The 22091-nt window shown below is 60.7% G+C and carries 19 protein-coding genes; 3 read left to right on the top strand and 16 right to left on the bottom strand.

The annotated features are described in order from the left end of the window. Positions 1-10: 10 nt before the first annotated feature. The 13 genes from HMPREF2690_RS11275 to uvrA form a co-directional block, all read right to left on the bottom strand. The gene (locus HMPREF2690_RS11275) at positions 11-508 is read right to left on the bottom strand and encodes an arginine repressor (protein WP_070449951.1); all 498 of its coding nucleotides are present in this window, start codon (positions 506-508) and stop codon (positions 11-13) included. After that, a complete protein-coding gene (gene argF / locus HMPREF2690_RS11270; protein WP_070422908.1) occupies positions 508-1446 on the bottom strand; it encodes an ornithine carbamoyltransferase in 939 nt (312 codons plus the stop codon). Before argF ends, HMPREF2690_RS11275 begins: the two co-directional genes overlap by 1 nt. A gap of 4 nt (positions 1447-1450) precedes the next feature. Further along, on the bottom strand, positions 1451-2629 hold the full coding sequence (locus tag HMPREF2690_RS11265) for an acetylornithine transaminase (protein WP_070820919.1): 1179 nt from the start codon (positions 2627-2629) through the stop codon (positions 1451-1453). After that, positions 2626-3558: an acetylglutamate kinase gene (argB, locus tag HMPREF2690_RS11260; RefSeq protein WP_371326033.1), complete on the bottom strand. Its 933-nt coding sequence runs from the start codon at positions 3556-3558 to the stop codon at positions 2626-2628. The genes HMPREF2690_RS11265 and argB overlap by 4 nt, the downstream gene beginning before the upstream one ends. A gap of 15 nt (positions 3559-3573) precedes the next feature. Then, positions 3574-4734, bottom strand: a complete 1161-nt coding sequence (gene argJ, locus HMPREF2690_RS11255; protein ID WP_070820918.1) for a bifunctional glutamate N-acetyltransferase/amino-acid acetyltransferase ArgJ — start codon at positions 4732-4734, stop codon at positions 3574-3576. Between the two features lie 52 nt (positions 4735-4786). Continuing rightward, positions 4787-5839: an N-acetyl-gamma-glutamyl-phosphate reductase gene (argC, locus tag HMPREF2690_RS11250; protein ID WP_070820917.1), complete on the bottom strand. Its 1053-nt coding sequence runs from the start codon at positions 5837-5839 to the stop codon at positions 4787-4789. A gap of 54 nt (positions 5840-5893) precedes the next feature. After that, positions 5894-8416: a phenylalanine--tRNA ligase subunit beta gene (gene pheT, locus HMPREF2690_RS11245; protein ID WP_070820916.1), complete on the bottom strand. Its 2523-nt coding sequence runs from the start codon at positions 8414-8416 to the stop codon at positions 5894-5896. 14 nt (positions 8417-8430) lie between these two features. Further along, positions 8431-9501, bottom strand: coding sequence for a phenylalanine--tRNA ligase subunit alpha (gene pheS, locus HMPREF2690_RS11240; protein ID WP_083320387.1), 1071 nt, complete (start codon positions 9499-9501; stop codon positions 8431-8433). Between the two features lie 133 nt (positions 9502-9634). Beyond that, complete coding sequence (locus HMPREF2690_RS11235; protein WP_070820914.1) at positions 9635-10453, bottom strand: TrmH family RNA methyltransferase; 819 nt, start codon at positions 10451-10453, stop codon at positions 9635-9637. 86 nt (positions 10454-10539) lie between these two features. Then, a complete protein-coding gene (gene rplT / locus HMPREF2690_RS11230; protein ID WP_070422916.1) occupies positions 10540-10926 on the bottom strand; it encodes a 50S ribosomal protein L20 in 387 nt (128 codons plus the stop codon). A gap of 52 nt (positions 10927-10978) precedes the next feature. Beyond that, on the bottom strand, positions 10979-11173 hold the full coding sequence (gene rpmI / locus HMPREF2690_RS11225) for a 50S ribosomal protein L35 (RefSeq protein ID WP_070422917.1): 195 nt from the start codon (positions 11171-11173) through the stop codon (positions 10979-10981). 36 nt (positions 11174-11209) lie between these two features. Further along, the gene (gene infC / locus HMPREF2690_RS11220; RefSeq protein ID WP_083279489.1) at positions 11210-11731 is read right to left on the bottom strand and encodes a translation initiation factor IF-3; all 522 of its coding nucleotides are present in this window, start codon (positions 11729-11731) and stop codon (positions 11210-11212) included. A gap of 281 nt (positions 11732-12012) precedes the next feature. After that, positions 12013-14871 (bottom strand): excinuclease ABC subunit UvrA, encoded by a 2859-nt coding sequence (gene uvrA, locus HMPREF2690_RS11215; protein ID WP_070820934.1) that lies wholly within the window; start codon positions 14869-14871, stop codon positions 12013-12015. Positions 14872-14954: 83 nt separating this feature from the next. Here uvrA and HMPREF2690_RS11210 point away from each other — a divergent pair, with 83 nt between their 5' ends. The 3 genes from HMPREF2690_RS11210 (at position 14955) to HMPREF2690_RS11200 (ending at position 18948) form a co-directional block, all read left to right on the top strand. Next, entirely contained in the window at positions 14955-15557 is a 603-nt protein-coding gene (locus HMPREF2690_RS11210) for an MBL fold metallo-hydrolase (protein WP_070820913.1), read from the top strand. 97 nt (positions 15558-15654) lie between these two features. Beyond that, on the top strand, positions 15655-16683 hold the full coding sequence (locus tag HMPREF2690_RS11205; RefSeq protein WP_070422920.1) for a DoxX family protein: 1029 nt from the start codon (positions 15655-15657) through the stop codon (positions 16681-16683). A gap of 75 nt (positions 16684-16758) precedes the next feature. Next, positions 16759-18948, top strand: coding sequence for a HelD family protein (locus HMPREF2690_RS11200; protein WP_070422921.1), 2190 nt, complete (start codon positions 16759-16761; stop codon positions 18946-18948). Between the two features lie 12 nt (positions 18949-18960). Here the strand turns inward: HMPREF2690_RS11200 and HMPREF2690_RS11195 are convergent, their stop codons facing one another. The 3 genes from HMPREF2690_RS11195 to uvrB are packed head-to-tail and all read right to left on the bottom strand — an operon-like array spanning position 18961 to position 22044. Continuing rightward, on the bottom strand, positions 18961-19407 hold the full coding sequence (locus HMPREF2690_RS11195) for a universal stress protein (RefSeq protein ID WP_070422922.1): 447 nt from the start codon (positions 19405-19407) through the stop codon (positions 18961-18963). Between the two features lie 60 nt (positions 19408-19467). After that, the gene (locus HMPREF2690_RS11190) at positions 19468-19926 is read right to left on the bottom strand and encodes a universal stress protein (protein ID WP_070422923.1); all 459 of its coding nucleotides are present in this window, start codon (positions 19924-19926) and stop codon (positions 19468-19470) included. Positions 19927-19944: 18 nt separating this feature from the next. Continuing rightward, on the bottom strand, positions 19945-22044 hold the full coding sequence (gene uvrB / locus HMPREF2690_RS11185; RefSeq protein ID WP_070820912.1) for an excinuclease ABC subunit UvrB: 2100 nt from the start codon (positions 22042-22044) through the stop codon (positions 19945-19947). Positions 22045-22091 lie beyond the last annotated feature (47 nt).

Genomic DNA, 22091 nt, shown 5'->3' with positions numbered 1-22091 from the left:
GTAAAACTTTTTAGTCGCTGCCCCGGGCGTGTCCGCCGAAGAGTTCCACGGCAAGTTCTACGCCGGTGAGCGGTTCGCGTGCAAGAACAAAAATTGTGTCGTCGCCAGCAATGCAGCCGACAACCTGGTCGAGGCCTACGCGGTCAATGTAGCTGGCCAGGTACTGCGCCGCACCTGGGGGCGTGCGCAGCAGTGCAAGTTGACCCGAGCCATCCGCGGATACGACCAACTCGTCGATCATGCGGCGGAGCTTCTCACGGGGGCCAGTCTGCGCGTTTTCAAAACCATCGGCATCGCCGTTGATCGTGTAGTAGGCACGGCCGCCGCCAGATGGGCGGATCTTCTTCGCACCAAGTTCATCCAAGTCCCTCGACAGGGTCGCCTGCGTAATGTCGATGCCTTCTGCGAGCAGCAGCTCTGACAGCTGAATCTGCGAGGAAACACGAGTCTGCTCAAGCAACTCGAGGATCCGTGCTTGGCGTGCGGTACGGGATACAGGTTGGGACATTATTGGTGCTCCAGAAGCCAGGTCAGCAACGCTTTCTGCGCATGTAAACGGTTTTCAGCCTCGTCGAAGACGCGCGACTGCGGGCCATCAATGACCTCCGCGGCGACCTCGTTCCCGCGGTACGCGGGAAGGCAATGCAAGAATATTGCATCGTTTGCCGCGCGCGCCATCAGGTCCGCATCAACCTGGTAGGGCAAGAACGGTGTGCGACGATCCTTGCCGTCTTCTTCCATGCCCATCGAGATCCAGGTGTCGGTGATCACGACGTTCGCGTCTTCAGCAGCTGCAACATCATCAGTCACGGTGACACGGGCGCCGGTTTCTGCGGCGCGCTTCTCGGCGCGCTCGACAAACTCGGCACGCGGCTGGAATTCCTTGGGCGCGATAACAGTGATGTCCATCCCCGCTGTAGCGAAACCGATCAGGTACGAGTTAGCCATGTTGTTGTCACCGTCGCCGAGGTACACCGCTTTCAACCCCTTCAAACCAGCGGCACCTTCCTCGGGGCAGAACTCCTCGATGATGGTTTGCAGGTCCGCCAGGATCTGGCATGGGTGCAGGTCATCGGTAAGTGCATTGACCACAGGAACGGTGGCTGCCTCAGCCATGTCCACGAGGTTCTGGTGATCGTAGGTGCGCCACACAATTGCCTGTACGTAGCGGGACAGTACGGCACCGGTGTCCTGGAAGGATTCGCCCTTGCCCATCTGTGCGTGCCCAGTCTCAGTCACGATCGCCTGGCCGCCAAGTTGCGCAATACCGGCGTCGAATGAGAACCGCGTACGCGTCGAGGTCTTGTCAAACAGGACTGCCACTGAAAGCGGCCCTTCCAACGGCCGGTGCGACAGCGGAGCCTTTTTCAGCTCCGCTGCGAGTGCAAGGACTTCAGCCTGTTCTGCTGGGGTGAGATCGTCGTCTGCGAGAAAATGACGAGCCATTGGTCTAGTTCCTTTCTGCGGCTTGTGCGATTGCGGCTGCGAGACGCTCAACCGCCTGCTGGATCTCGTTGTCGCTAATTACCAGGGGTGGGGTGAGTCGGATGACGGTGTCGGACGGCGCGTTCAGAATGACGCCGTGTTCGAGCCCATGCTTGACGACGAGCTTCGCAACCGGTTGCTCCAGCACAACGCCGAGCATCAGGCCCCGGCCGCGCACTTCCGCGACGCCGGGAACGTTTCTGGTTTCGTCGATAAGCACTGCTGCTTTGCGACGAACATTGGCCAGGAACCCATCGTCAATCGTGTCCAGCACCGCGTTGGCCGCAGCACATGCGACGGGGTTGCCACCGAAGGTTGTGCCGTGGCTGCCCGGAGTGAACAGTGTCGCGGCTTTACCGCGGGCTATCGTCGCGCCGATGGGCAGTCCCCCGCCGAGACCTTTGGCCATGGTGATGACATCCGGCACGACCCCTGCGTCTTCGAAGGCGAAGAAGGTGCCGGTGCGGCCGACTCCGGTTTGAACCTCGTCGGTGATGAAGAGAATGCCGTGCTCGTCGCAAAGCGAGCGCACCGCCTGCAAGAAGCCTTCGGGCGCCGGGATGACGCCGGTTTCGCCCTGAATCGGCTCCAAGATGATGGCGGCAGTATCGGTAGGGTTCTGCTCAACCAGAGCCGTCAGCGCATCAATGTCGCCATACGGGTAGAACTCCACGCCGGCGGGCAATGGCGCGAACGGGGCCTGCTTCTCTGGCTGTCCGGTCAGCGCGAGCGAGCCCATGGTGCGGCCGTGGAAACCATGCTCGGCTGCGAGGATGCGCCCCCGACCAGTGAGACGGGCAAGCTTAAACGCGGCCTCATTGGCCTCTGCGCCGGAGTTACTGAAAAACACACGGGCGGTCTCGTCGCCGACGCGTGCGCGCAGCTTCTCCGCTACTTCAACCACCGGATGGGAACCAAACAGGTTAGATACGTGGCCGAGGGTGGCCACCTGCTGCGACACCGCCTGCACGATGGCTGGGTTGGCATGTCCCAACGCGTTCACGGCGATGCCTGCGAGCATGTCGATGTACGTTTTCCCGTCGGCATCGGTGACGGTAGCGCCATCGCCAGAGACGAGTTCAACCGGCGGGGCTGGGTACGTGTCTAGCAGTGACTCCGACCAGCGTGTAGCGAAGTTGCTCATGCCTCATCCTTCCTAAAGATTGTGCCGTCTGGGTAGTGGGTGCGGTCGTAATCGTCTGGAAGCACCATCGTGCCCACACCACCCATGGTCAGTAGTTCGAGAAGCACTGAGTGGGCCACACGACCATCAATAACGTGTGCCGCTTTCACCCCGCCCTGGACCGCGGTCAGGCAAGCTTCCATCTTCGGGATCATCCCGGTGTCTAGGCCCGGCAGCATCTTCTCAAGCTCGGCCGCCTCGATCTTGGACAAAAGCGAATCGCGGTTGGGCCAATCGGTGTAAAGGCCCTCCACGTTGGTGAGAACTACGAGGCGTTCCGCGCCGATCGCAGCTGCCAGCGCACCCGCGGCTTCGTCAGCGTTGATGTTGTAGACCTCGCCGTTTTCGCCCGGAGCGATGCCAGAGACGACCGGGATACGGCCGGCGTCGATGATGTCCATCACCGCTGCCGGATTCACGTCGGTGATCGTGCCCACGAGACCGATGTCAACGAGCTCACCTTCCACTTCAACCTGGCGGCGCTTGGCCGTAAACAAGCCGGCATCCTCGCCTGAGGTGCCTACCGCGTACGGGCCGTGGGAGTTGATCTTGCCCAGAAGATCCCGTCCTACCTGCCCGAACAGCACCATGCGCACGACATCCAGGATTTCCGGCGTGGTGACGCGGAACCCGCCGACAAACTCGCCGCCGTCGAGGCCCAAACGCTTGAGCATCGCGCTGATCTGCGGCCCGCCGCCATGTACGACCACGGGCTTCGCGCCAACGGTGCGAAGAAACACCATGTCTGCGGCGAACGCCGCCTTGAGGTCTTCATCAATCATGGCGTTACCGCCGTACTTCACCACCACAATCTTGTCGCGGTAGTGCTGCAGCCACGGCAGTGCTTCGGCAAGGACGGTGGCGCGCTGTTCACTCGTTAGATTAGGCATCAACTCACCCACCTCCTAGCTCGAGTACGCGGAATTGATCTCGACGTAGGCGTGCGAGAGGTCGGTTGTGCGCACGGTTGCGCTGCCCGCTCCCCCGGTGCCCAGGTCCACAACAACGTCGATGTCGGCTCCGCTCAAGTCAACGTCGCGGGCGCCCGGTGCGCCGGTCGACTGTTCGCATACGGTCTGACCGTTGAAGGTCACGGAGATGTTCTCCGCATCCATCTCGGCATCGGCCATGCCTACGGCTGCCAGCACGCGGCCCCAGTTCGGATCGGAGCCGAACATCGCAGTCTTGACCAGGCTGTCACGGCCGATCGCGCGCGCTGCGTTGAGCGCTTGTGCATCGTCGAGCGCTCCTTGGACGGTGATCGCGACACGCTTGGTCACGCCTTCCGCATCCGACTGCATCATCGCCGCTAGCTTCGCGCACGCTTCGTGCACTGCGGCGTTGAGTTCTGCTTGCGTTGGGGTCACGCCACTGGCACCGCTTGCCATTGCGACGACCGTGTCGTTGGTGGAAGTCGAGCCATCAATATCCAACGTGTTAAACGTCATGGCACAGGCTTGCTCGAGCGCAGCCTGCAACGTGGCGCTGTCAGCCTTTGCGTCGGTGGTGATGCAGACAAGCATCGTCGCCAGCGACGGCGCCATCATGCCGGCACCCTTTCCCATCGCCCCCACAGTCCAGCCGTCGCCCTTGACGACGGCTTCTTTCGCCACCGTATCTGTCGTCCGAATCGCATCTGCAGCACCCGCTCCATCATCGCCGAGTTGCTTGACGACGACACCGATACCGGCTTCCACCTTGTCCATCGGAAGTGTGTCGCCGATCAGCCCCGTCGAGCAGACCGCAACGTGGGCTGGGTAGACCCCGATGCCTTCTGCGGTCAGGCGCTGCATGGCTTTTGCGTCTTCGTATCCTTGTGCGCCGGTACACGCGTTCGCGTTTCCCGAGTTCACAATCAGAGCCTTAATGGTGCCGCCAGCTGCAGTCTCACGGCTCACTTTCACTGGCGCTGCAAACACTTTGTTCCGAGTAAATACGGCTGCACCAGCAAACTCCGGGCCTTCGTTGACAACCAATGCGAGATCACGGTTGCCAGACGCCTTGATCCCGGCGCTGATACCTGCAGCGCTAAAGCCCTTCGGCGCGGTTACTCCGGTGGTGGTCATGAATTTTTCGTTTTCCTTTCAACAGGGGTGGAGAGTCGTTGTGAAGTGGCGGTTACGGAGCCACCGCAGCTCGCGATAGTCCTGCCCCTTCGTCCCACCCGAGTGCAAGGTTCATGCATTGCACAGCGGCACCACCAGTGCCCTTGGTCAGGTTGTCGATGGCACTAGTCGCCACCAACTTGCCGGCGTGCTCGTCCACTTCAACCTGCACGGCACACATGTTCGCGCCCACGACATGCTGGGTCTGCGGCTGCGAGCCTGCCGGAAGCAGCCTGACAAACTGTTCTCCCTGGTACGCCTGTTCGTACGCGCTATTTACCGCCTCTGCTGTAACGCCCTGCACCAATGGTGCGGTCACTGTGGTGAGAATCCCACGCGGCAGCGGTGCCAGTACCGGGGTAAAGCTCACGGAAACCCTGGCGCCAGCAACACTCTCGAGATTCTGTTGGATTTCTGGTGTGTGCCGGTGCGTCCCGCCGACGCCATAGGCTTTCAAGGAGCCCATCGTTTCCGCGCCGAGGAGATCCACATTCGCCTTCTTGCCAGCACCTGAGACACCGGAAACGGCGACAATGGTCAGGTCAGGCTCCACGAGCCCCGATTCGAGTGCCGGCCAGGCCGCAAGCGTTGCCCCAGTGGGGAAACACCCCGGGACAGCGACACGGTTTGCCCCCTGCAGGGCGGCCCGCTGACCCGGCAGTTCGGGAAGCCCGTAAGGCCAAGATCCTGCATGCTCAGAGCCGTAGAAACGCGTCCATTGCTGCGCATCGCGCAACCGGAAATCTGCAGCGCAGTCGATCACGACGACGTCCTCGCCGAGCGCCTGTCCGATCTCGGCGGAGTGGCCGTGCGGCAAGCCGAGGAACACAACATCGTGGCCAGCGAGCACATCGATTGTTGTCGGCTCAATGACCCGATCTGCAAGTTCCGGCAGATGCTGCATAAGATCGCCGACCTGCTGGCCAGCGGTTGATGCTCCGGTTAGCGCACCAATCTCTAACGTTCCCGCCAGATAGGCGGGGTGCCCGAGCAGCAGACGGAGAATCTCACCCCCTGCGTACCCGGTGGCTCCGGCGACCGCAACCTTGATCACACTTTCTGACATAGCGGACAGTGTATCAGTTATGCAGTGCGCCGTAAGTTATTCACGGATTAATATTTACCCGCGCATTTCTGCGCCGAAGCGCTCCTTAGCCAACTCGGCTGCCTTGAGGCGTGCCTCCGAGCCTTCCTCTTCCTTCAGCGTGCGATCGGGCGCACGGAAGGCCAGGCCGAATGCGAGAGACTTCTTGCCCTCGCCGAGGGATTCCGAACGGTAGACGTCGAAAAGCGTTACGTCCTCGACAAGCTCACCTGCGCCCTCAACGAGAGTGCGACGGACGTCTTCAGCCGGAACTTCCTCATCGACGACGAGCGCGATGTCCTGGTGCAACAGCGGGAACGACGACAGGCGCGGCGCCGGAAGACGCTCCTCCAGCGGGATCGCAGTCAGGTCGAGCTCCATCGCGCACGTGCGCGCTGGCAGGTTTAGCTTCTCCAGAATCTGCGGGTGCAGCTCGCCAGCATGGCCAACGACGATACGCTCGCCAGCAGCATCGCGGACAGAGAGTTCCGCACAGCGCCCCGGGTGCCACGGCAGAACCTCGGCAGCGACGATGTCGAGTTCAACACCGCATGCGCGGGCGACGATCTGCGCAGACTGGATCGCGTCCGACCACTCATAGGCGCGCCCATTGCCCCACGGCCCCTCGAGCTCGACGTTGCCGAGCGCCACCGTTGCGGCATGCAGATTCTGCTTTGGCAGCGACTGAATAAGTTCTGCGACAACGTCGTCTGCTGGACGCTGGGTAACGGCCGGCAACGGCGAAACATCCGCGCGCTTCTCAGAGGTCTGTGCAACCGAGTAGAGCGCAATATCGCCACGGCCGCGGGCAACATTGCGGCCTGCTGCCTCGAGCATCGACGGCAGAAGCGTCGTGCCCAAGATGCCGTAGTCAGCATCCAACGGGTTCTGCACCTTCACCGTGTTGCGGCGCGGATCGTCTGCGTCGAGCCCCCACACGTCGAACGTGTCGTTGGCAATAAACGGCGTCGGGATGATCTCCGCGTAGCCGGAGTACGCCAGCGCGTGCGTGACCGCGCGACGGCGACGCTGCAGCGGGCTCAAACCGCGACCACCACGCGGCGTCGGCAGGATCGACGGAATGTCGTCGAGTCCTTCAAGTCGCACAACCTCTTCGACAAGTTCCACCGGAACGGTGATATCGGTACGCCATGTCGGCGGCGTGACCTGAAGGTTCTCACCCTCGCCTGCGATAGTGCAGCCGACCTCCTCAAGACGGCGCACAACCGTATCGCGGGAGTAGTCCACACCGATGAGCTCCGACGGGCGCGAGGCACGCATGGCAATCGGCTCACGCGGTTTAACGTCACCGACAAGCGTACGGCCAGCCTCGATCGAGCCGCCAGCGATCTCGACGAGGAGCGCACAAGCGGCATCCAGAGCGACCTCGACGATGGCGGGGTCAACGCCGCGCTCAAATCGACGAGAGGCCTCCGAGCTCAGCTTCAGGCGACGTGCAGTACGAGCAACAGTCAGCGGATCCCAGGTTGCAGCCTCGAAGTGGACGTTCACGGTGTCGTCGGAAATCTCCGACGTCGTGCCACCCATAACGCCGGCGAGGGACTGGATGCCGTTGTCGTCGCTGATCACCACATCGTCTGCGGTCAGCGTCCGCTCAACGTGGTCGAGCGTTTCAAACTTCTGACCGGCCTCAGCATTGTGCACCCGCAAGCCGCCGGAGATCTTGTCGGCGTCGAATGCGTGCATCGGCTGACCAAGCAACAGCATGACGTAGTTAGTCACGTCAGTCGCCGCGTTTACAGAGCGAACACCGCTGAGCATGAGTTCACGCTGCATCCAGAACGGTGCCTGCGCCTTCGGGTCGATGCCCTTCACGGTGCGCAGACCGAAACGCTGCGCCTTCGTCGAGGCCTCAACCTCGACGGGGATGCTCTCGCCTGCCGGCTCCGGAACAACAGACGTATTAACGCCTGCGATCGACGGATCCTGCGCGACATCCTTAAACGCCAGGTCGAAGGCGGATGCGATCTCACGGGTCAGGCCGCGCGCAGACAGTGCGTAGCCACGATCCGGGGTGACGTTGACCTCGAACACGGTGTCGCCGGAGCCGAGGATCTCGCGAGCGTCATCGCCCGGGGTAGCTGCGCCATCCTCGAGCGTGATGATGCCTTCGCTCTTTGCAGTCAGCCCCAGCTCTGCGGCGGAGGCCATCATGCCGTTCGAAATGTGGTCGTAGGTTTTGCGCGCGGAGATAGCAAAGCCACCTGGCAATACCGCACCCGGAAGCGACACGATGACTAGGTCGCCTTCCTTGAAGTTTCGCGCGCCACAGATGATGCCCTGCAGTTCACCTGTGCCGTTGGCCTGTCCGACATCAACCTGGCAGTAGCGGATGGGCTTCTTAAACCCGGTCAGTTCCTCGATCTCGGCTACTCGGCCAATGACGAGCGGGCCGGTCACCTCAGGCAGCGGCTCGTAGCCCTCGGTCTCAAAACCGACGCGGACAAAACCGGCGTCCAATTCCTCGTCGGAGGGATTGAAGCCCTGGTTGCCTGCCTGATTAAGCAGGCGGGTGATCCAATTCTTGGAAATAAGCATTCTTGGTTCTCCTTTTACGCCTGCACGCCGAACGGAATAGTGAAACGGACATCGCCTTCGACCATGTCGCGCATATCCGACAGGCCATTGCGGAACTGCAGCGTGCGCTCAAGGCCCATGCCGAACGCAAAACCGGTGTACTCCTCCGGGTCGATGCCAACAGCACGCAGCACGTTCGGGTTGACCATGCCGCAGCCGCCCCACTCAATCCAGCCAGCGCCGCCCTTCTTGTTCGGGAACCAAACGTCCACCTCGGCAGACGGTTCGGTAAACGGGAAGTAGTTCGTACGCATACGGGTCTTGGTTTCCGGGCCGAACAGCACCTTAGCCAGGTGGTCGAGCGTGCCGCGCAGGTGCGCCATCGTCAGTCCCTTGTCCACAGCGAGACCCTCCACCTGGTGGAACACAGGGGTGTGGGTGGCATCGAGTTCGTCCGTACGGAACACACGGCCCGGGCACGCAATGTAGATCGGCACATCGCGCTCAAGCATCGTTCGCACCTGCACCGGCGAGGTGTGTGTACGCATGACCTGCTTGGAGCCTTCTTCGCCAATGTAGAAGGTGTCCTGCAGTGTGCGGGCCGGATGGTCCGGAATGAAGTTCAGCGCGTCGAAGTTGAAGTACTCCGCTTCAACCTCGGGGCCTTCGGCCACTTCCCAACCCATGCCGATGAAGATGTCGGCGATGTGCTCCGACAGTGTGGTGATCGGGTGCATCGCGCCGGCGTGAGCGCGTGCGGTAGGCAACGTAACGTCAACCTTTTCCTCACGCAGCTGCTTCTCGCGGTGCTCTGCTTCGCGGACCTGGCGCAGCTGGGCATAGACCTTTTCGGCGCGGCCACGCGCCATGTTCACAAAGCGACCAGCGTTCTTACGCTGATCCTTCGGAATGGACCCCAGCGACTTACGCGCCTGCATGATCGGGGACTTCTCCCCCAGGTGCGCGCGATGCGCATCTTCAAGTGCCGCGAGGTCCGCAGCAGCCTCGAACGCAGCAATCGCATCGTCTGCTGCCTGGTTCAGGGCTTCCTCGGTCAGTTCAATATCCGGAAGTTGTGTTGCGTTGTCGGCCACGCTTACGCTCACCCGCGCCTTTCCACAAGTGCTCTGCAGCTCAGGGCGTCTGCAGCGATGTCGGTTCAAAAGCGTCCACCACTTTACCCGTGGAGCCGACACATGAATGCGCTAGGGGGACATGCGATAGGTGTCGGTATCGCGATTACCTTTCGTCTGCGTCGAGCGCCTTTGAGGATTCCCAGAGGCACATGGATGCAGCGGTAGCGAGATTCAGCGATTCCGCGCTGCCCTTAATCGGGATGGAGATCCGGTGATCAGCATTGGTGAGAAGCTCATCGCTAAGCCCGTGGGCCTCGTTGCCAAACAGCCACGCTGTTGGGCGTGCAAGCACCTCGTCCGCTTGCGCGAGGGATGTCTTCCCCGACGCCGAGGTTGCCACCGTAGCTAATCCTGCAGAATGCAGCTGCCCAATTACCCGGTGGACATCACGGTCACGTGCCACTGGTACGTGGAACAACGATCCTGCGGTGGAACGCACCACTTTCGGCGACTCTGGATCGACGGTGTCCCCAGCGAAGATGACTGCATCCGCACCCAGCGCATCTACTAGGCGGATGATCGTGCCTGCGTTGCCCGGGTCGTTGGTCTCCACACACACTGCGACTAGACGGGGCCGGCCCTTGAGGATCGACGGCACCGTCCACAGCACCGGCCTACACACCGCGAAAATACCCGTGTTGGTCACCGCGTCGGCGAGGTGCTGAGCAGCTTTGTCGTTGATGGCATGCGTGTAGACATCCATGTAGCCAGCGGCGCGAACGATTTCCTCGAAACGCTCAGCCGCTGCTTCGGTGACAAACAAGTCTGTTGCTGCACCCGTAGCCACCGCCGCTTCCACGGCGTTCTCCCCTTCCGCGAGAAAAGCTTTTGCTTTGCGACGACCCGCCGCGCGTTTCAGCTTCGCAGCGTTGACCACACGCGGGGTGCGCTCAGTAAACGGCTGCTCAAAATCCAATGCCATGGCCGATACCTTACCGCGAACAAAAACCGCCCCGTCCCACCTGGTGTGGTGGGACGGGGCGGTGTGTCGTCGAAAAGCGAAAGCGCTTACGCAGCGTTCTTCGGAGCGTTGACGTCCTCCGGCAGAGCGTTCTTTGCAACCTCGCACAGGGCGGAGAATGCAGCGAAGTCGCTGACAGCGAGCTCGGCGAGGATCTTGCGGTCGACCTCAACCTCAGCCAGCTTCAGGCCGTGGATGAGGCGGTTGTAGGTGATGCCGTTCATGCGTGCACCAGCATTGATGCGCTGGATCCACAGCTTGCGGAACTCACCCTTGCGCTTACGACGGTCGCGGTAAGCGTAGGTCTGGGAGTGCAGCCACTGTTCCTTAGCCTTGCGGTAGAGGCGGGAACGCTGGCCACGGTAGCCCTTCGCGGACTTGAGGATTGCGCGGCGCTTCTTCTTAGCATTGACTGAACGCTTCACACGTGCCATGAGTCAAACTTCCTTTTCTTATCTCGTAATCGGTTGATTGATCGGGCAGTGCTTAGGACATGCCGAGGAGGCGCTTTGCGCGCTTGACGTCAGCCTTAGCGACGTCGGTGGTGCCGGAGAGCTTGCGGCGACGCTTCGAGGAGAGCTTCTCGTTCAGGTGGCGCTTACCAGCCTGCTCGCGGCGCAGCTTGCCCTTGCCGTTGACCTTGATGCGCTTTGCGGTGCCCTTGTGGGTCTTCTGCTTCATGGTGAAAGCCCTTCAGAGTGTCGGTTATTTCAAAACTTACTTTTTGCCCTTGCGAGCCGGTCCGAAGACCATCGTCATGTTGCGGCCGTCCTGCTTCGGGCGGGACTCGACCACACCCAACTCGCCGATATCCTCAGCGAGACGCTCCAGCAGGCGGTAGCCCAGCTCAGGGCGGGACTGCTCGCGGCCGCGGAACATGATGGTGACCTTGACCTTGTTGCCCTTCTCCAGGAAGCGCTCAACATTGCCCTTCTTGGTCTGGTAGTCGTGCTCATCGATCTTGGGACGGAACTTCTGTTCCTTGACCACGGTCTGCTGCTGGTTCTTACGGGCCTCGCGGGCCTTCTGATCCTGCTCGTACTTGAACTTGCCGTAGTCCATGATCTTGGCCACAGGCGGCTTAGCGTTCGGCGCCACCTCAACCAAGTCGAGATCCGCTTCGTACGCCAGCTTGCGGGCATCATCCGTACGGACAATGCCGACCTGCTCGCCGGACGGGCCGACAAGGCGAACTTCGGGGACGCGGATTCGATCGTTAATCCGAGCTTCAGCGCTGATGAGAACTCCTAGAGACTTCGAGAAACAATGTCGTTGCCGCTCTGGGTCACATTCGGGGTGATCTCACGCGAAAAACCCGCTCACCGGAAACGGTGGCGGGAGATCGTCCAGGTATGCCAACATGTGGCACACCGTTTGACCCGTATCCAACTGTGCTTTACAGCAAGCGGCTTGGGGTGGGATTCACTCCTCTTGTGGCCCGCGTGCCCGTCAAATGGTCACGCTGGGCGGTGCGGAGTGAATAGTACACGCATCACACGCGTGTACCAAATCGACCTTCCCTACCCTTTTGCCAACACATTCTCGAGGAACTGGCCGGTAAAGGATCCGTCGACCTTGGCCACCTCTTCCGGGGTGCCCTGCGCGACTACGGTGCCACCGCCTGAGCCACCTTCCGGGCCCATGTCGATGATCCAGTCGGCGGACTTGATCACATCCAGGTTGTGCTCAATGACCAGTACGGTATTGCCCTTCTCTACCAGACCATTGAGCACCAGCATGAGTTTACGGATGTCTTCGAAGTGCAGGCCGGTCGTCGGCTCGTCGAGAATATAGATCGTGCGACCATTGGAGCGCTTCTGCAGCTCCGCGGCGAGTTTCACGCGCTGTGCCTCACCGCCGGACAGCGTGGTTGCGCTCTGCCCGAGTCGGACGTAGCCGAGACCGACATCTACCAGCGTTTGCAGGTAGCGGTGGATCGAGGTGATCGGCTCGAAGAACTCGGTTGCCTCGGAGATCGGCATGTCGAGCACCTCGGCGATGTTCTTGCCCTTGTAGCGCACTTCGAGCGTCTCGCGGTTGTAACGTGCACCCTGGCACACTTCGCACGGGACGTAAACGTCCGGCAGGAAGTTCATCTCGATCTTGATCGTGCCGTCGCCACGACAAGCCTCACAGCGGCCGCCCTTGACGTTGAAGGAGAATCGCCCGGCCTTGTAACCTCGAACCTTCGCCTCCTGAGTCTCGGCGAACAGGTTACGAATTTTGTCAAACACGCCCGTGTATGTCGCGGGGTTCGACCGCGGCGTGCGCCCAATCGGGCTCTGGTCCACCTGCACGAGTTTGTCCAGGTGCTCCAGGCCTTCGACCTTCTTCACACGCCCGGGCACTTGGCGCGCACCGTTCAGTTGGTTTTGCAGGGTTTTCGCCAGAATCTGGTTCACCAGCGTCGACTTGCCCGAGCCCGATACACCCGTGACAGCCACAAGTACGCCCAGCGGGATACTCACATCGACGTTGTCTAGGTTGTTCTCGCGGGCACCAACAACCTTGAGCATGCGCTGCTTATCGACGACACGTCGCTGCTCCGGAACCTCAATCTTCTTACGTCCCGCCAGGTAATCACCAGTGAGCGAGTCCTTCGCCTTCAGGATGCCCGCCGGATCTCCCTGGTAGACCACCTCACCGCCATACTCGCCAGCCTTGGGTCCGATATCGACGAGCCAGTCGGCCTCACGGATCGTGTCCTCGTCGTGCTCGACAACAACGAGCGTGTTGCCGAGGTCGCGCAGCTTCTTCAGCGTTGCGATCAGGCGCTGGTTGTCTCGCTGGTGCAGTCCAATGGACGGCTCGTCAAGCACGTACAGGACGCCGGCCAAACCGGAACCGATTTGCGTCGCCAAGCGAATGCGCTGTGCTTCACCACCGGACAGCGTGCCGGCAGAGCGCGCGAGCGTCAGATAGTTCAGGCCGACGTCGAGCAGGAAGTGCAAGCGCGCCTGGATTTCTCGCAGCACTGCGCCAGCAATCATTTCCTCGCGGTAGCCCAACACCAGGTTGTCCAGGTACTCGGACGCATCCTCGATGGACAATTCCGTCAGCCCTGCGATGGACTTCTCCCCGTGCGTCGTTGATGCGAGACGCACTGCGAGGATCTCCGGCTTCAGGCGGGCACCCTTACAGGTCGGGCACGGCACCTCGCGGGTAAACGCAAGGAGGCGCTCTTTTTGCGTATCCGATTCGGCCTGTTCAAGCTTGCGCTCGATGTAGCCCACAATGCCCTCGTAGGCGGCGGTGTAGGAACGTTGACGGCCGAAGCGGTTCTTGTACCGGACGTTGATCTTGGTCGACGAGCCGTGAATCAGGTGTTTTTGCTGCGTCTTGGTCAGCGAGCTCAGCGGTGCGTTCGCATCAAAACCTTCTTCCTTCGCCAGCGCTTCGATGAGTTTGGTGAAGTACTTCTTGTTCGGGCTCGAGTTCCACGGCTGGAACGCGTCAACCGCAGGCGCATCTGGGTCGGGAATAATCAGGTCAACGTCGATCTCCTTGCGCATACCGAGACCGTCGCAGGCCGGGCAAGCGCCGAAAGGCGAGTTGAACGAGAAGGCACGTGGCTCATACTCCTCCACGTTGAGCTTGTGCCCGTTCGGGCAGGCCATCTTCTCGGAGAAGATCTGCACGCGCTCCGGATCGTCGGCGTCAAGATCGACAAAGTCGAACCCTACAAGGCCGTCCGCCAGCTTCAGCGCTGTCTCCACGGAGTCAGTGAGACGCTGCTTTTGGCTCGCCTTGACCATCAAGCGGTCCACCACAACGTCGATGTTGTGCTTGATCTGCTTTTCCAATTTCGGCGGGTCGGTGAGTTGGTAGGTCTCCCCGTCCACGTTCACACGCGCATAACCCTGGGCGGCGAGGTCTGCAAACAGGTCCTGGAACTCACCCTTACGCTTGCGCACGATCGGCGCAAGCACCTGGAATTTCGTGCGCTCTTCGTACTCCAGGATCCGGTCAACGATCTGCTGTGGGGTCTGTCGCTCAATCACAGCGTCACATTCCGGACAGTGGGCGGTACCCGCACGCGAGTACAGCAAACGCAGGTAGTCGTAGATCTCAGTAATCGTGCCTACCGTCGAGCGCGGGTTGCGGTTGGTTGACTTCTGGTCAATGGACACCGCTGGGCTTAACCCATCGATGTAGTCGACGTCGGGCTTGTCCATCTGCCCCAGGAACATGCGGGCATAGGACGACAGCGACTCAACGTAGCGGCGCTGGCCTTCGGCGAAGATGGTATCGAAGGCCAGCGAGGACTTGCCCGAGCCCGACAGTCCGGTGAACACCGCCATTTTGTCGCGGGGCAACTCGACATCTACGCCCTTGAGGTTGTGTTCCCGAGCACCACGCACAATAAGTTTGTCGGCCACGTCTTCGCCTTTCGTCGATTCGTACTCCCAAGAAACTACCAACGTCGCGCGCTATACAAACATTCCTTACTACTGTGGCGGGCATGAGTACTTCGCTGAAGCTGCACCAGGTTTCCGTATCCGCCATGGACAACAACTGCTACCTTCTCTCTTCCGGGGAGCAAGGTTTGCTTATCGACGCCGCCGATGAGCCCGACACCCTCCACGCCATGGCCCGCGACGCCAGCGTGGAAATTACCGCGGTTCTCACAACACACCGCCACCACGACCACACCCGCGCTCTGGAAGCAGTGCTGGAGGCAACCGGCGCCACACACTACGCACCGTTTTTGGATGCCCCGGCACTTCCCGTCGCCCCCGATGTGGAACTGCGCGACGGTGACACCATCGAGTTCGCCGGCCATCGCATTCCTGTGGGTATCTTGCGCGGGCACACTCCCGGCGGCGCATTTATCGCGATAGACATCGACGGCACCCCGAACCTTTTCGTGGGCGACTCCCTATTCCCGGGGGGCTTGGGCAAAACCCAGTCCGAGGGTGATTTCGTGCGACTCTTCAACGATGTGAAACAGAAGCTTTTCGACGCCTTCCCCGACGACGCAATCGTTCGCCCTGGCCACGGAAAACCCACCACGCTGGGCGCAGAACGGCCGCACCTTGACGAGTGGTGGGAGCGTCGCTGGTAAGTGGCGTTGTGCAATAGGACACAGCTGGCCTGGCGCAAAATCGCTACACTCGGTGGGAGCACAATCAGCTACAAAACGTAAGGATTTGGGTACATATATGATTCGCAAAATCGCACGCCCAATGCTGGCATCGGTCTACGTGATCGACGGCGTTGAGACGTTGTTGAACCCGGCAGCCCACAAGGACTCCGCAAATACTGTCCTGAAGAAGCTGCGCACCGCTGTTCCAGCCGAGTACCGCGGCTTCGTTCCGGAGGATCCGGAATCCGCCGCAAAGATTGTCGGCGGCGTTAAGGCTGGCGCTGGCTCCCTGTTCGCAATCGGCAAGTTCCCGCGCCTGTCCGCCACCCTGCTGGCTGCAACCGCGATCCCGACGGTGATTGGCCGCCACGCATTCTGGGAGGCCGACAGCGAGGAAGAGAAGGCTCGTCGTCGCAGTGGCGCCCTGACCGACCTCGGTCTTGCTGGTGGCGTGCTGCTGGCAACTGTTGATACGGCTGGCAAGCCGAACATGAAGTGGCGTGCACAGAACGCCGCTTCCGTTGCGCAGAAGAACATCAAGCAGGCGCTGCCGACCAAGTCTGAGACCGAGAAGGCCTTTGACAAGGCTGGTGACTGGTTCTCTGACCGCACCGACCAGGTTGCCGATTACATCGACGACAACAAGGGCGACTGGAAGAAGGCCGCTTCCAAGGCCGGCGATACCGCTAGCGACTGGTTCGACGACGCTAAGAAGCAGGCTTCGAGCTTCCTTTCCGACGCTGGTGACTGGCTCGATGACGCTGCAGACAAGGCAGAGGGCAAGGTCGATGACCTGAAGCCGTCGAAGATCCAGCAGTTCAAGGCGAAGCGCAAGGTCAACAGCGTTGTTGGTGACCTGCAGGATCAGCTCAACGATCTGCAGCCGTCTACTCTGGACAAGTTCAAGGCGAAGCGCAAGGTCAACAAAGCAACCGCGAAGGCTCAGGACAAGGCGCAGGGTGCCATCGACAAGCTGGAGAAGGCTTGGGACAAGCTCGATGCTGACCCGTCCTGGATCACCAAGCTGAAGTGGAAGCGTAAGGCCAAGAAGGCTGAGAAGCGCGCGAAGAAGCTGGTGAAGAAGGCTCAGAAGAAGCTCAGCTAAGCACTGAACTTAGTTGAACGTTACGGCCCCGAGGCGTTGGGAATATTTCCCGCCTCGGGGTTGTTTGTTTTGGGGATGCAGGATTTACAGCACAATCTTTCACCTGACCCCGTCGCCGACGAGCAGTCTCACGCGGATACGTTGTTCGCACACCTCGACGCCGAGGTGGCTCGTGCCCGTGCGAGGCTCGAAGAGGTTCAGCGTGATGTTGACCCGGACAACCCGGATTCGGACGCTCTTGTGCGGCGAGAAACTGAGTACCACGGCCTCAATGCCAAATTGGACACGCTTGGCGTTGCTGAAGCCGGGCTTGTCTTTGGGCGCATTGACGTTGCAGACGATGAGCCCGAAAATCCAGTGCCGGGGCGTGAGGATTTGGACCGGCGCTACATTGGTCGACTCGGCATTGACGACCGCGAGGATAACTACCGCACGTTGTTGCTCGATTGGCGTGCCCCGCTCGCACGCCCCTTCTACCTTGCGACGACCGCCCACCCAGAGGGCGTGGAGACGCGCCGAAATATCCGCATGCGGGGGCGCAAGGTTACTGCGGTAGATGACGAGGTGCTGTCCGGCGACAACGCAGACACATCGGTGGCCGGGGTTGGCTCTGAGGCTGCGCTTCGCCGTGCGATGAATGAAGCGCGCACGGGTCATATGCGCTCAATCGTGGAGACGATCCAGCGCGAGCAGGACGAGATCATCCGCGATCCAACCCGCGGCGTGATGGTTGTACAGGGCGGTCCGGGTACGGGCAAGACTGCGGTTGCCCTGCACCGTATTGCCTATTTGATGTACACGTGGCGCGAGCAGCTCAGCCGCACCGGCGTGCTTATCGTGGGTCCGAACCCGGCGTTTTTGGAGTACATCTCCCGTGTGTTGCCGGAGCTCGGCGAGACTGGCGTAGTGCTTTCCACTGCTGATCAACTCGTCCCTGGGTTTACGCCTACGGGCAGCGATTCGATCGCGGCTCGGGAGGTGAAGGGGTCGGAGGAGATGGTGACGATTCTCAAGCGCGCCGTGCAAGCCTACGAAACTGTTCCCGACAAGCCGGTCGTGCTGACGATTGATTCAGTAGCCATTGAGGCCACGCCCGCCATGATCAAGGCCGCGCGCACTCGCGCACGTCGCTCCCGCCGGCCGCACAATCAGGCGCGTCCGTTCTTCGCAGAACACCTCACCCAATCGCTGGCGGAGGCTTTGGCCCAAAAGATTGGTGAAGATCCCCTCGGTGGTGCCAACCTGCTGTCTGCTGCAGACGTAGATCAGCTCCACGATGACCTCGCCGATGAGCCACAGGTGCTAGCGCTTATCGACGAGCACTTCCCCGAGCTCGACCCCACCGACCTACTCGGTGAGTTCCTCACCGATGAGGATGCGATTGCGCACGCTGCTTACGACTACGACGACTACACACGTGCGGCGCTGCTGCGCTCCCCGGAGGAGGACTTCTCCCCCGCCGATACTGCACTTGTGGACGAACTGGCGGTGCTGATCGGCACCGTCGATCCGGAAGAAGCCCGCCGCAAGGAAGAAGCCGAGTGGCGCGAACTCGTGGAGGAGGCCGAAGACGCGCTGGATATCCTTGCCTCGTCCGAGTCCACCGATAACGATGACGACCAGTTTGAGGCGGAGATTCTTTCTGCGGCTGACGTGATCGACGCAGAGACGCTCGCTGCTCGTCAGCGGGTCACTGATAATCGTTCTACCGCGCAGCGCGCCAGTGCGGATCAAACATGGGCCTATGGACACATCATCGTCGACGAGGCGCAGGAGTTATCCCCAATGGAATGGCGCATGGTGTTTCGCCGGTGCCCGGCAAGGTGGATGACCCTTGTCGGAGATACCGCGCAGACTTCCTCGCCAGCGGGCGTGGACGATTGGACCGCAGCACTCGAACGCTTTGTGGGTCAGCGCTTCCGTCTCCACGAGCTGACGGTGAACTACCGCACGCCGAAGGAAATCTCAGATTATGCGGCGGAAGTTCTGACACAAATTGATCCGGAGGCGACTGCACCGACGGCAATCCGATCCACCGGCATTCCGGTTGATTTTCTTCCGGCAGGTGCGGAGGTCGTCGACAAGCGGGATGGGTTGCATGCGGTGATCGATGTGCACAACGTCGACGAGATGAAAGGCCTCGAATTCGACCACGTCACCGTGGTGGAGCCACAAAAAATCGTAGAGGCCTCGCCACAAGGGTGGCAAGACCTCTACGTCGCTGTCACCCGCGCCACGCAGACGCTGACGGTGATCGGGAACTAAGCGGGAAACCGCTTAGTTCACGGTGTGGACGATCATGACGTCGCAGTTGGACTGACGCGCGACATCAGCCGGCACCGAACCGAGCAGACGGCCGGTCAGCGAGTTGATGCCACGGTTACCGACGATGAGCAGGTCAGCGTTGTTGTCGTTGACGATCGCCATGAGCGCCTCAACCGGGGTACCCGGACGGGTCGCGGTCTGGACGTCGGGTGCACCGAAGGAACGTGCGTGCTCAGCGGCACCCTCAAGGTTCTCTAGAGCCTTCTGGTCACCGAGGATGGTCACGGAGTCCTGGCGCAGGGCCTTGGCAGCCTCATCCTCGTTCTCGTAGTAGGCGGTGCCGATAACGAGGGTGGAGCCGAATGCAGCAGCCAACTTAGCGGCACGCTCTACGGCCAGGAGGGACGACTTGGACCCGTCGGAGCCAACAACAATGGTCTTGTACGGGGAATCGGCCATGTGGAAATCACCTTTCAAGATTACGGCGCGGATATCGGGGACATTCTACCCACGAAGGATTTAATTGTGTCCCTCAGACCGGGTATCGACGAGCATGACATCCACCGGCGCCTTCTTCGCCACGTTGCCCGGGATATTGCCGAAGATCCGGCCCGCCATGGAACGCATGCCCTTGTTACCTACAACGAGCAGATCAACGTCATATTCCTGCACCGATTCCACCAGCACGGTCGCGGGTTGGCCGCCTGAGGAGACCAGGTTGATTTCCTTCGCCTGCTCCTCTTCAGCAATCTTCTTTGCCTCAGCCAAAATGTTGCGCGCGTTCGTCTCCGTCACGATGTCGACACGGCTGAGCTCCGCGTTGGTGGAGTTCAGCATCGACCCAGACGCCGTGTAGTGCGCGCAGATAATCGTGAGTTTCGCGTCGTACACGCGTGCAAGGCTTGCGGCGGCACGCACGGCGACCATGGAAGTCGGTGAACCGTCAGTACCGACGGCGATAGAAGTGTAGGTGTGCATGAGGATTCTGTCCTTTCGCTAATTTCCTGTGTCTTTAATACCACGCAGTTCGCGTTTGAGGTCAGCGATCTCATCCCTGAGGCGTCCCGCCAGCTCAAACTTCAGTTCCCGAGCGGCGTCGCGCATCTGGACGGTGAGGTCGTCGATAAGCTTTTGCACCTCGTCAGAGGCCATGTTCGCCACATCTGGCTTCTCCACGACAGCGGTGTCTGAACTCAGCGACGCTGGCGCGTCCGCATCCGCGTTCTCGTAGACCTGATCCAAAATGTCGGCGATAGCCTTGCGCAGTGGCTGCGGGTCGATGCCGTGTTCCTTGTTATATGCGATTTGTTTTTCGCGGCGACGCTCGGTCTCGTCGATTGCTTCCTGCATCGATTCGGTGATCTGGTCCGCGTACATGATGACCTCGCCGGAGACGTTTCGGGCTGCACGACCGATCGTCTGGATGAGCGACTTCGTCGACCGCAGGAAACCTTCCTTATCGGCGTCGAGGATGGCGACGAGCGAAACTTCAGGCAGGTCGAGGCCCTCACGCAGGAGGTTAATGCCGACCAAGACGTCGAACTCGCCAAGGCGCAGCTGGCGTAGCAGTTCGACACGCTGCAGGGTATCAATGTCCGAGTGCAGGTAGCGGACCTTGATGCCGTTATCCAGCAGGTAATCGGTGAGATCCTCGGCCATGCGCTTTGTCAGTGTGGTCACAAGCACGCGTTCGTTTTTGTCCGTGCGGCCGCGGATTTCGTCGATAAGGTCATCGATCTGTCCCTTCGTCGGCTTCACGGTGACCTTCGGGTCTACCAGGCCAGTCGGGCGGATGACCTGCTCGACGAACTCGCCTTGCGCTGCCTCAAGCTCGTAGTCGCCCGGGGTCGCGGACATGTAGACCGTCTGGCCGACGCGCGCTTCGAACTCATCAAACGTCAGCGGGCGGTTATCCACCGCGGACGGCAAACGGAACCCGAACTCCACCAGGTTACGCTTTCGCGACATATCACCCTCGAACATGCCACCGATCTGTGGGACGGTGACGTGCGACTCGTCGATAATGGTGAGGAAGTCTTCCGGGAAGTAGTCGATCAGTGTCGCCGGCGCAGAGCCCGCGGGGCGACCATCCATGTGGCGCGAGTAGTTCTCAATGCCGGAGCAGAACCCGACCTGCTGGATCATCTCCAGGTCATACTCAGTGCGCATACGCAGGCGCTGAGCCTCCAACAACTTTCCTTTGTTCTCCAACTCCTCGAGGCGGTCTGCAAGCTCTTCTTTAATCGCCTCGATCGCCTTTTCCATGCGCTCGTCAGTGGCCACATAGTGCGTTGCCGGGAAGATCCGGACCTCGTCTTCCTGGCTGAGCACATCGCCCGTCAACGGGTGGATGTAGTAAAGCGAATCCACTTCGTCGCCAAAGAACTCCACACGCACCGCGACTTCTTCGTAGGCCGGAATAATGTCCACGGTGTCGCCTTTGACGCGGAAGGTACCGCGCTTGAAGTCGATGTCGTTGCGTTCATATTGGACGTCGACAAGCAGGCGGAGGAAGCGATCACGTTCCACCTCTTCCCCGACGCGCAGGACAACGGAGCGATCCAGGTACGACTGCGGGGTACCCAAGCCATAGATGCAGGACACCGAGGACACCACGACGACGTCGCGGCGCGACAACAATGCGGAGGTTGCGGAGTGACGGAGGCGCTCGACGTCGTCGTTAATGGACGAATCCTTTTCAATGTAGGTATCCGTCTGCGCGATGTAGGCCTCCGGTTGGTAGTAGTCGTAGTACGACACGAAGTACTCCACCGCATTGTTCGGCAGCAGTTGGCGAAGCTCGTTGGCCAACTGCGCAGCCAACGTCTTGTTCGGCGCCATCACAAGGGTGGGGCGCTGTTGCTTTTCGATCAGCCATGCCGCAGTTGCGGACTTACCGGTACCGGTCGCACCCAGTAGCACGACATCGCGCTCGCCGCGGTTGAGGCGTTCATCCAACTCGGCAATGGCGCGCGGCTGGTCGCCAGAGGGTTGGAACTCTGACACCACCTCGAATGGTTTTTCGCGCCGCTCAATCTCACCGACAGGGCGAAACTCGGACTGCGCGAGGACTGGATGTTCAGCAGCAAAAGCCATGCTCGCCAGTGTATCGACGAAACCAAAAACTGGATCTATAAGTAAAT

The organism is Corynebacterium sp. HMSC034E11, from assembly GCF_001835905.1.
Classification (GTDB): domain Bacteria; phylum Actinomycetota; class Actinomycetes; order Mycobacteriales; family Mycobacteriaceae; genus Corynebacterium; species Corynebacterium coyleae.
Note: the sequence above shows the minus strand (reverse complement) of the source record. Positions and strands in the feature narration are given on the sequence as shown.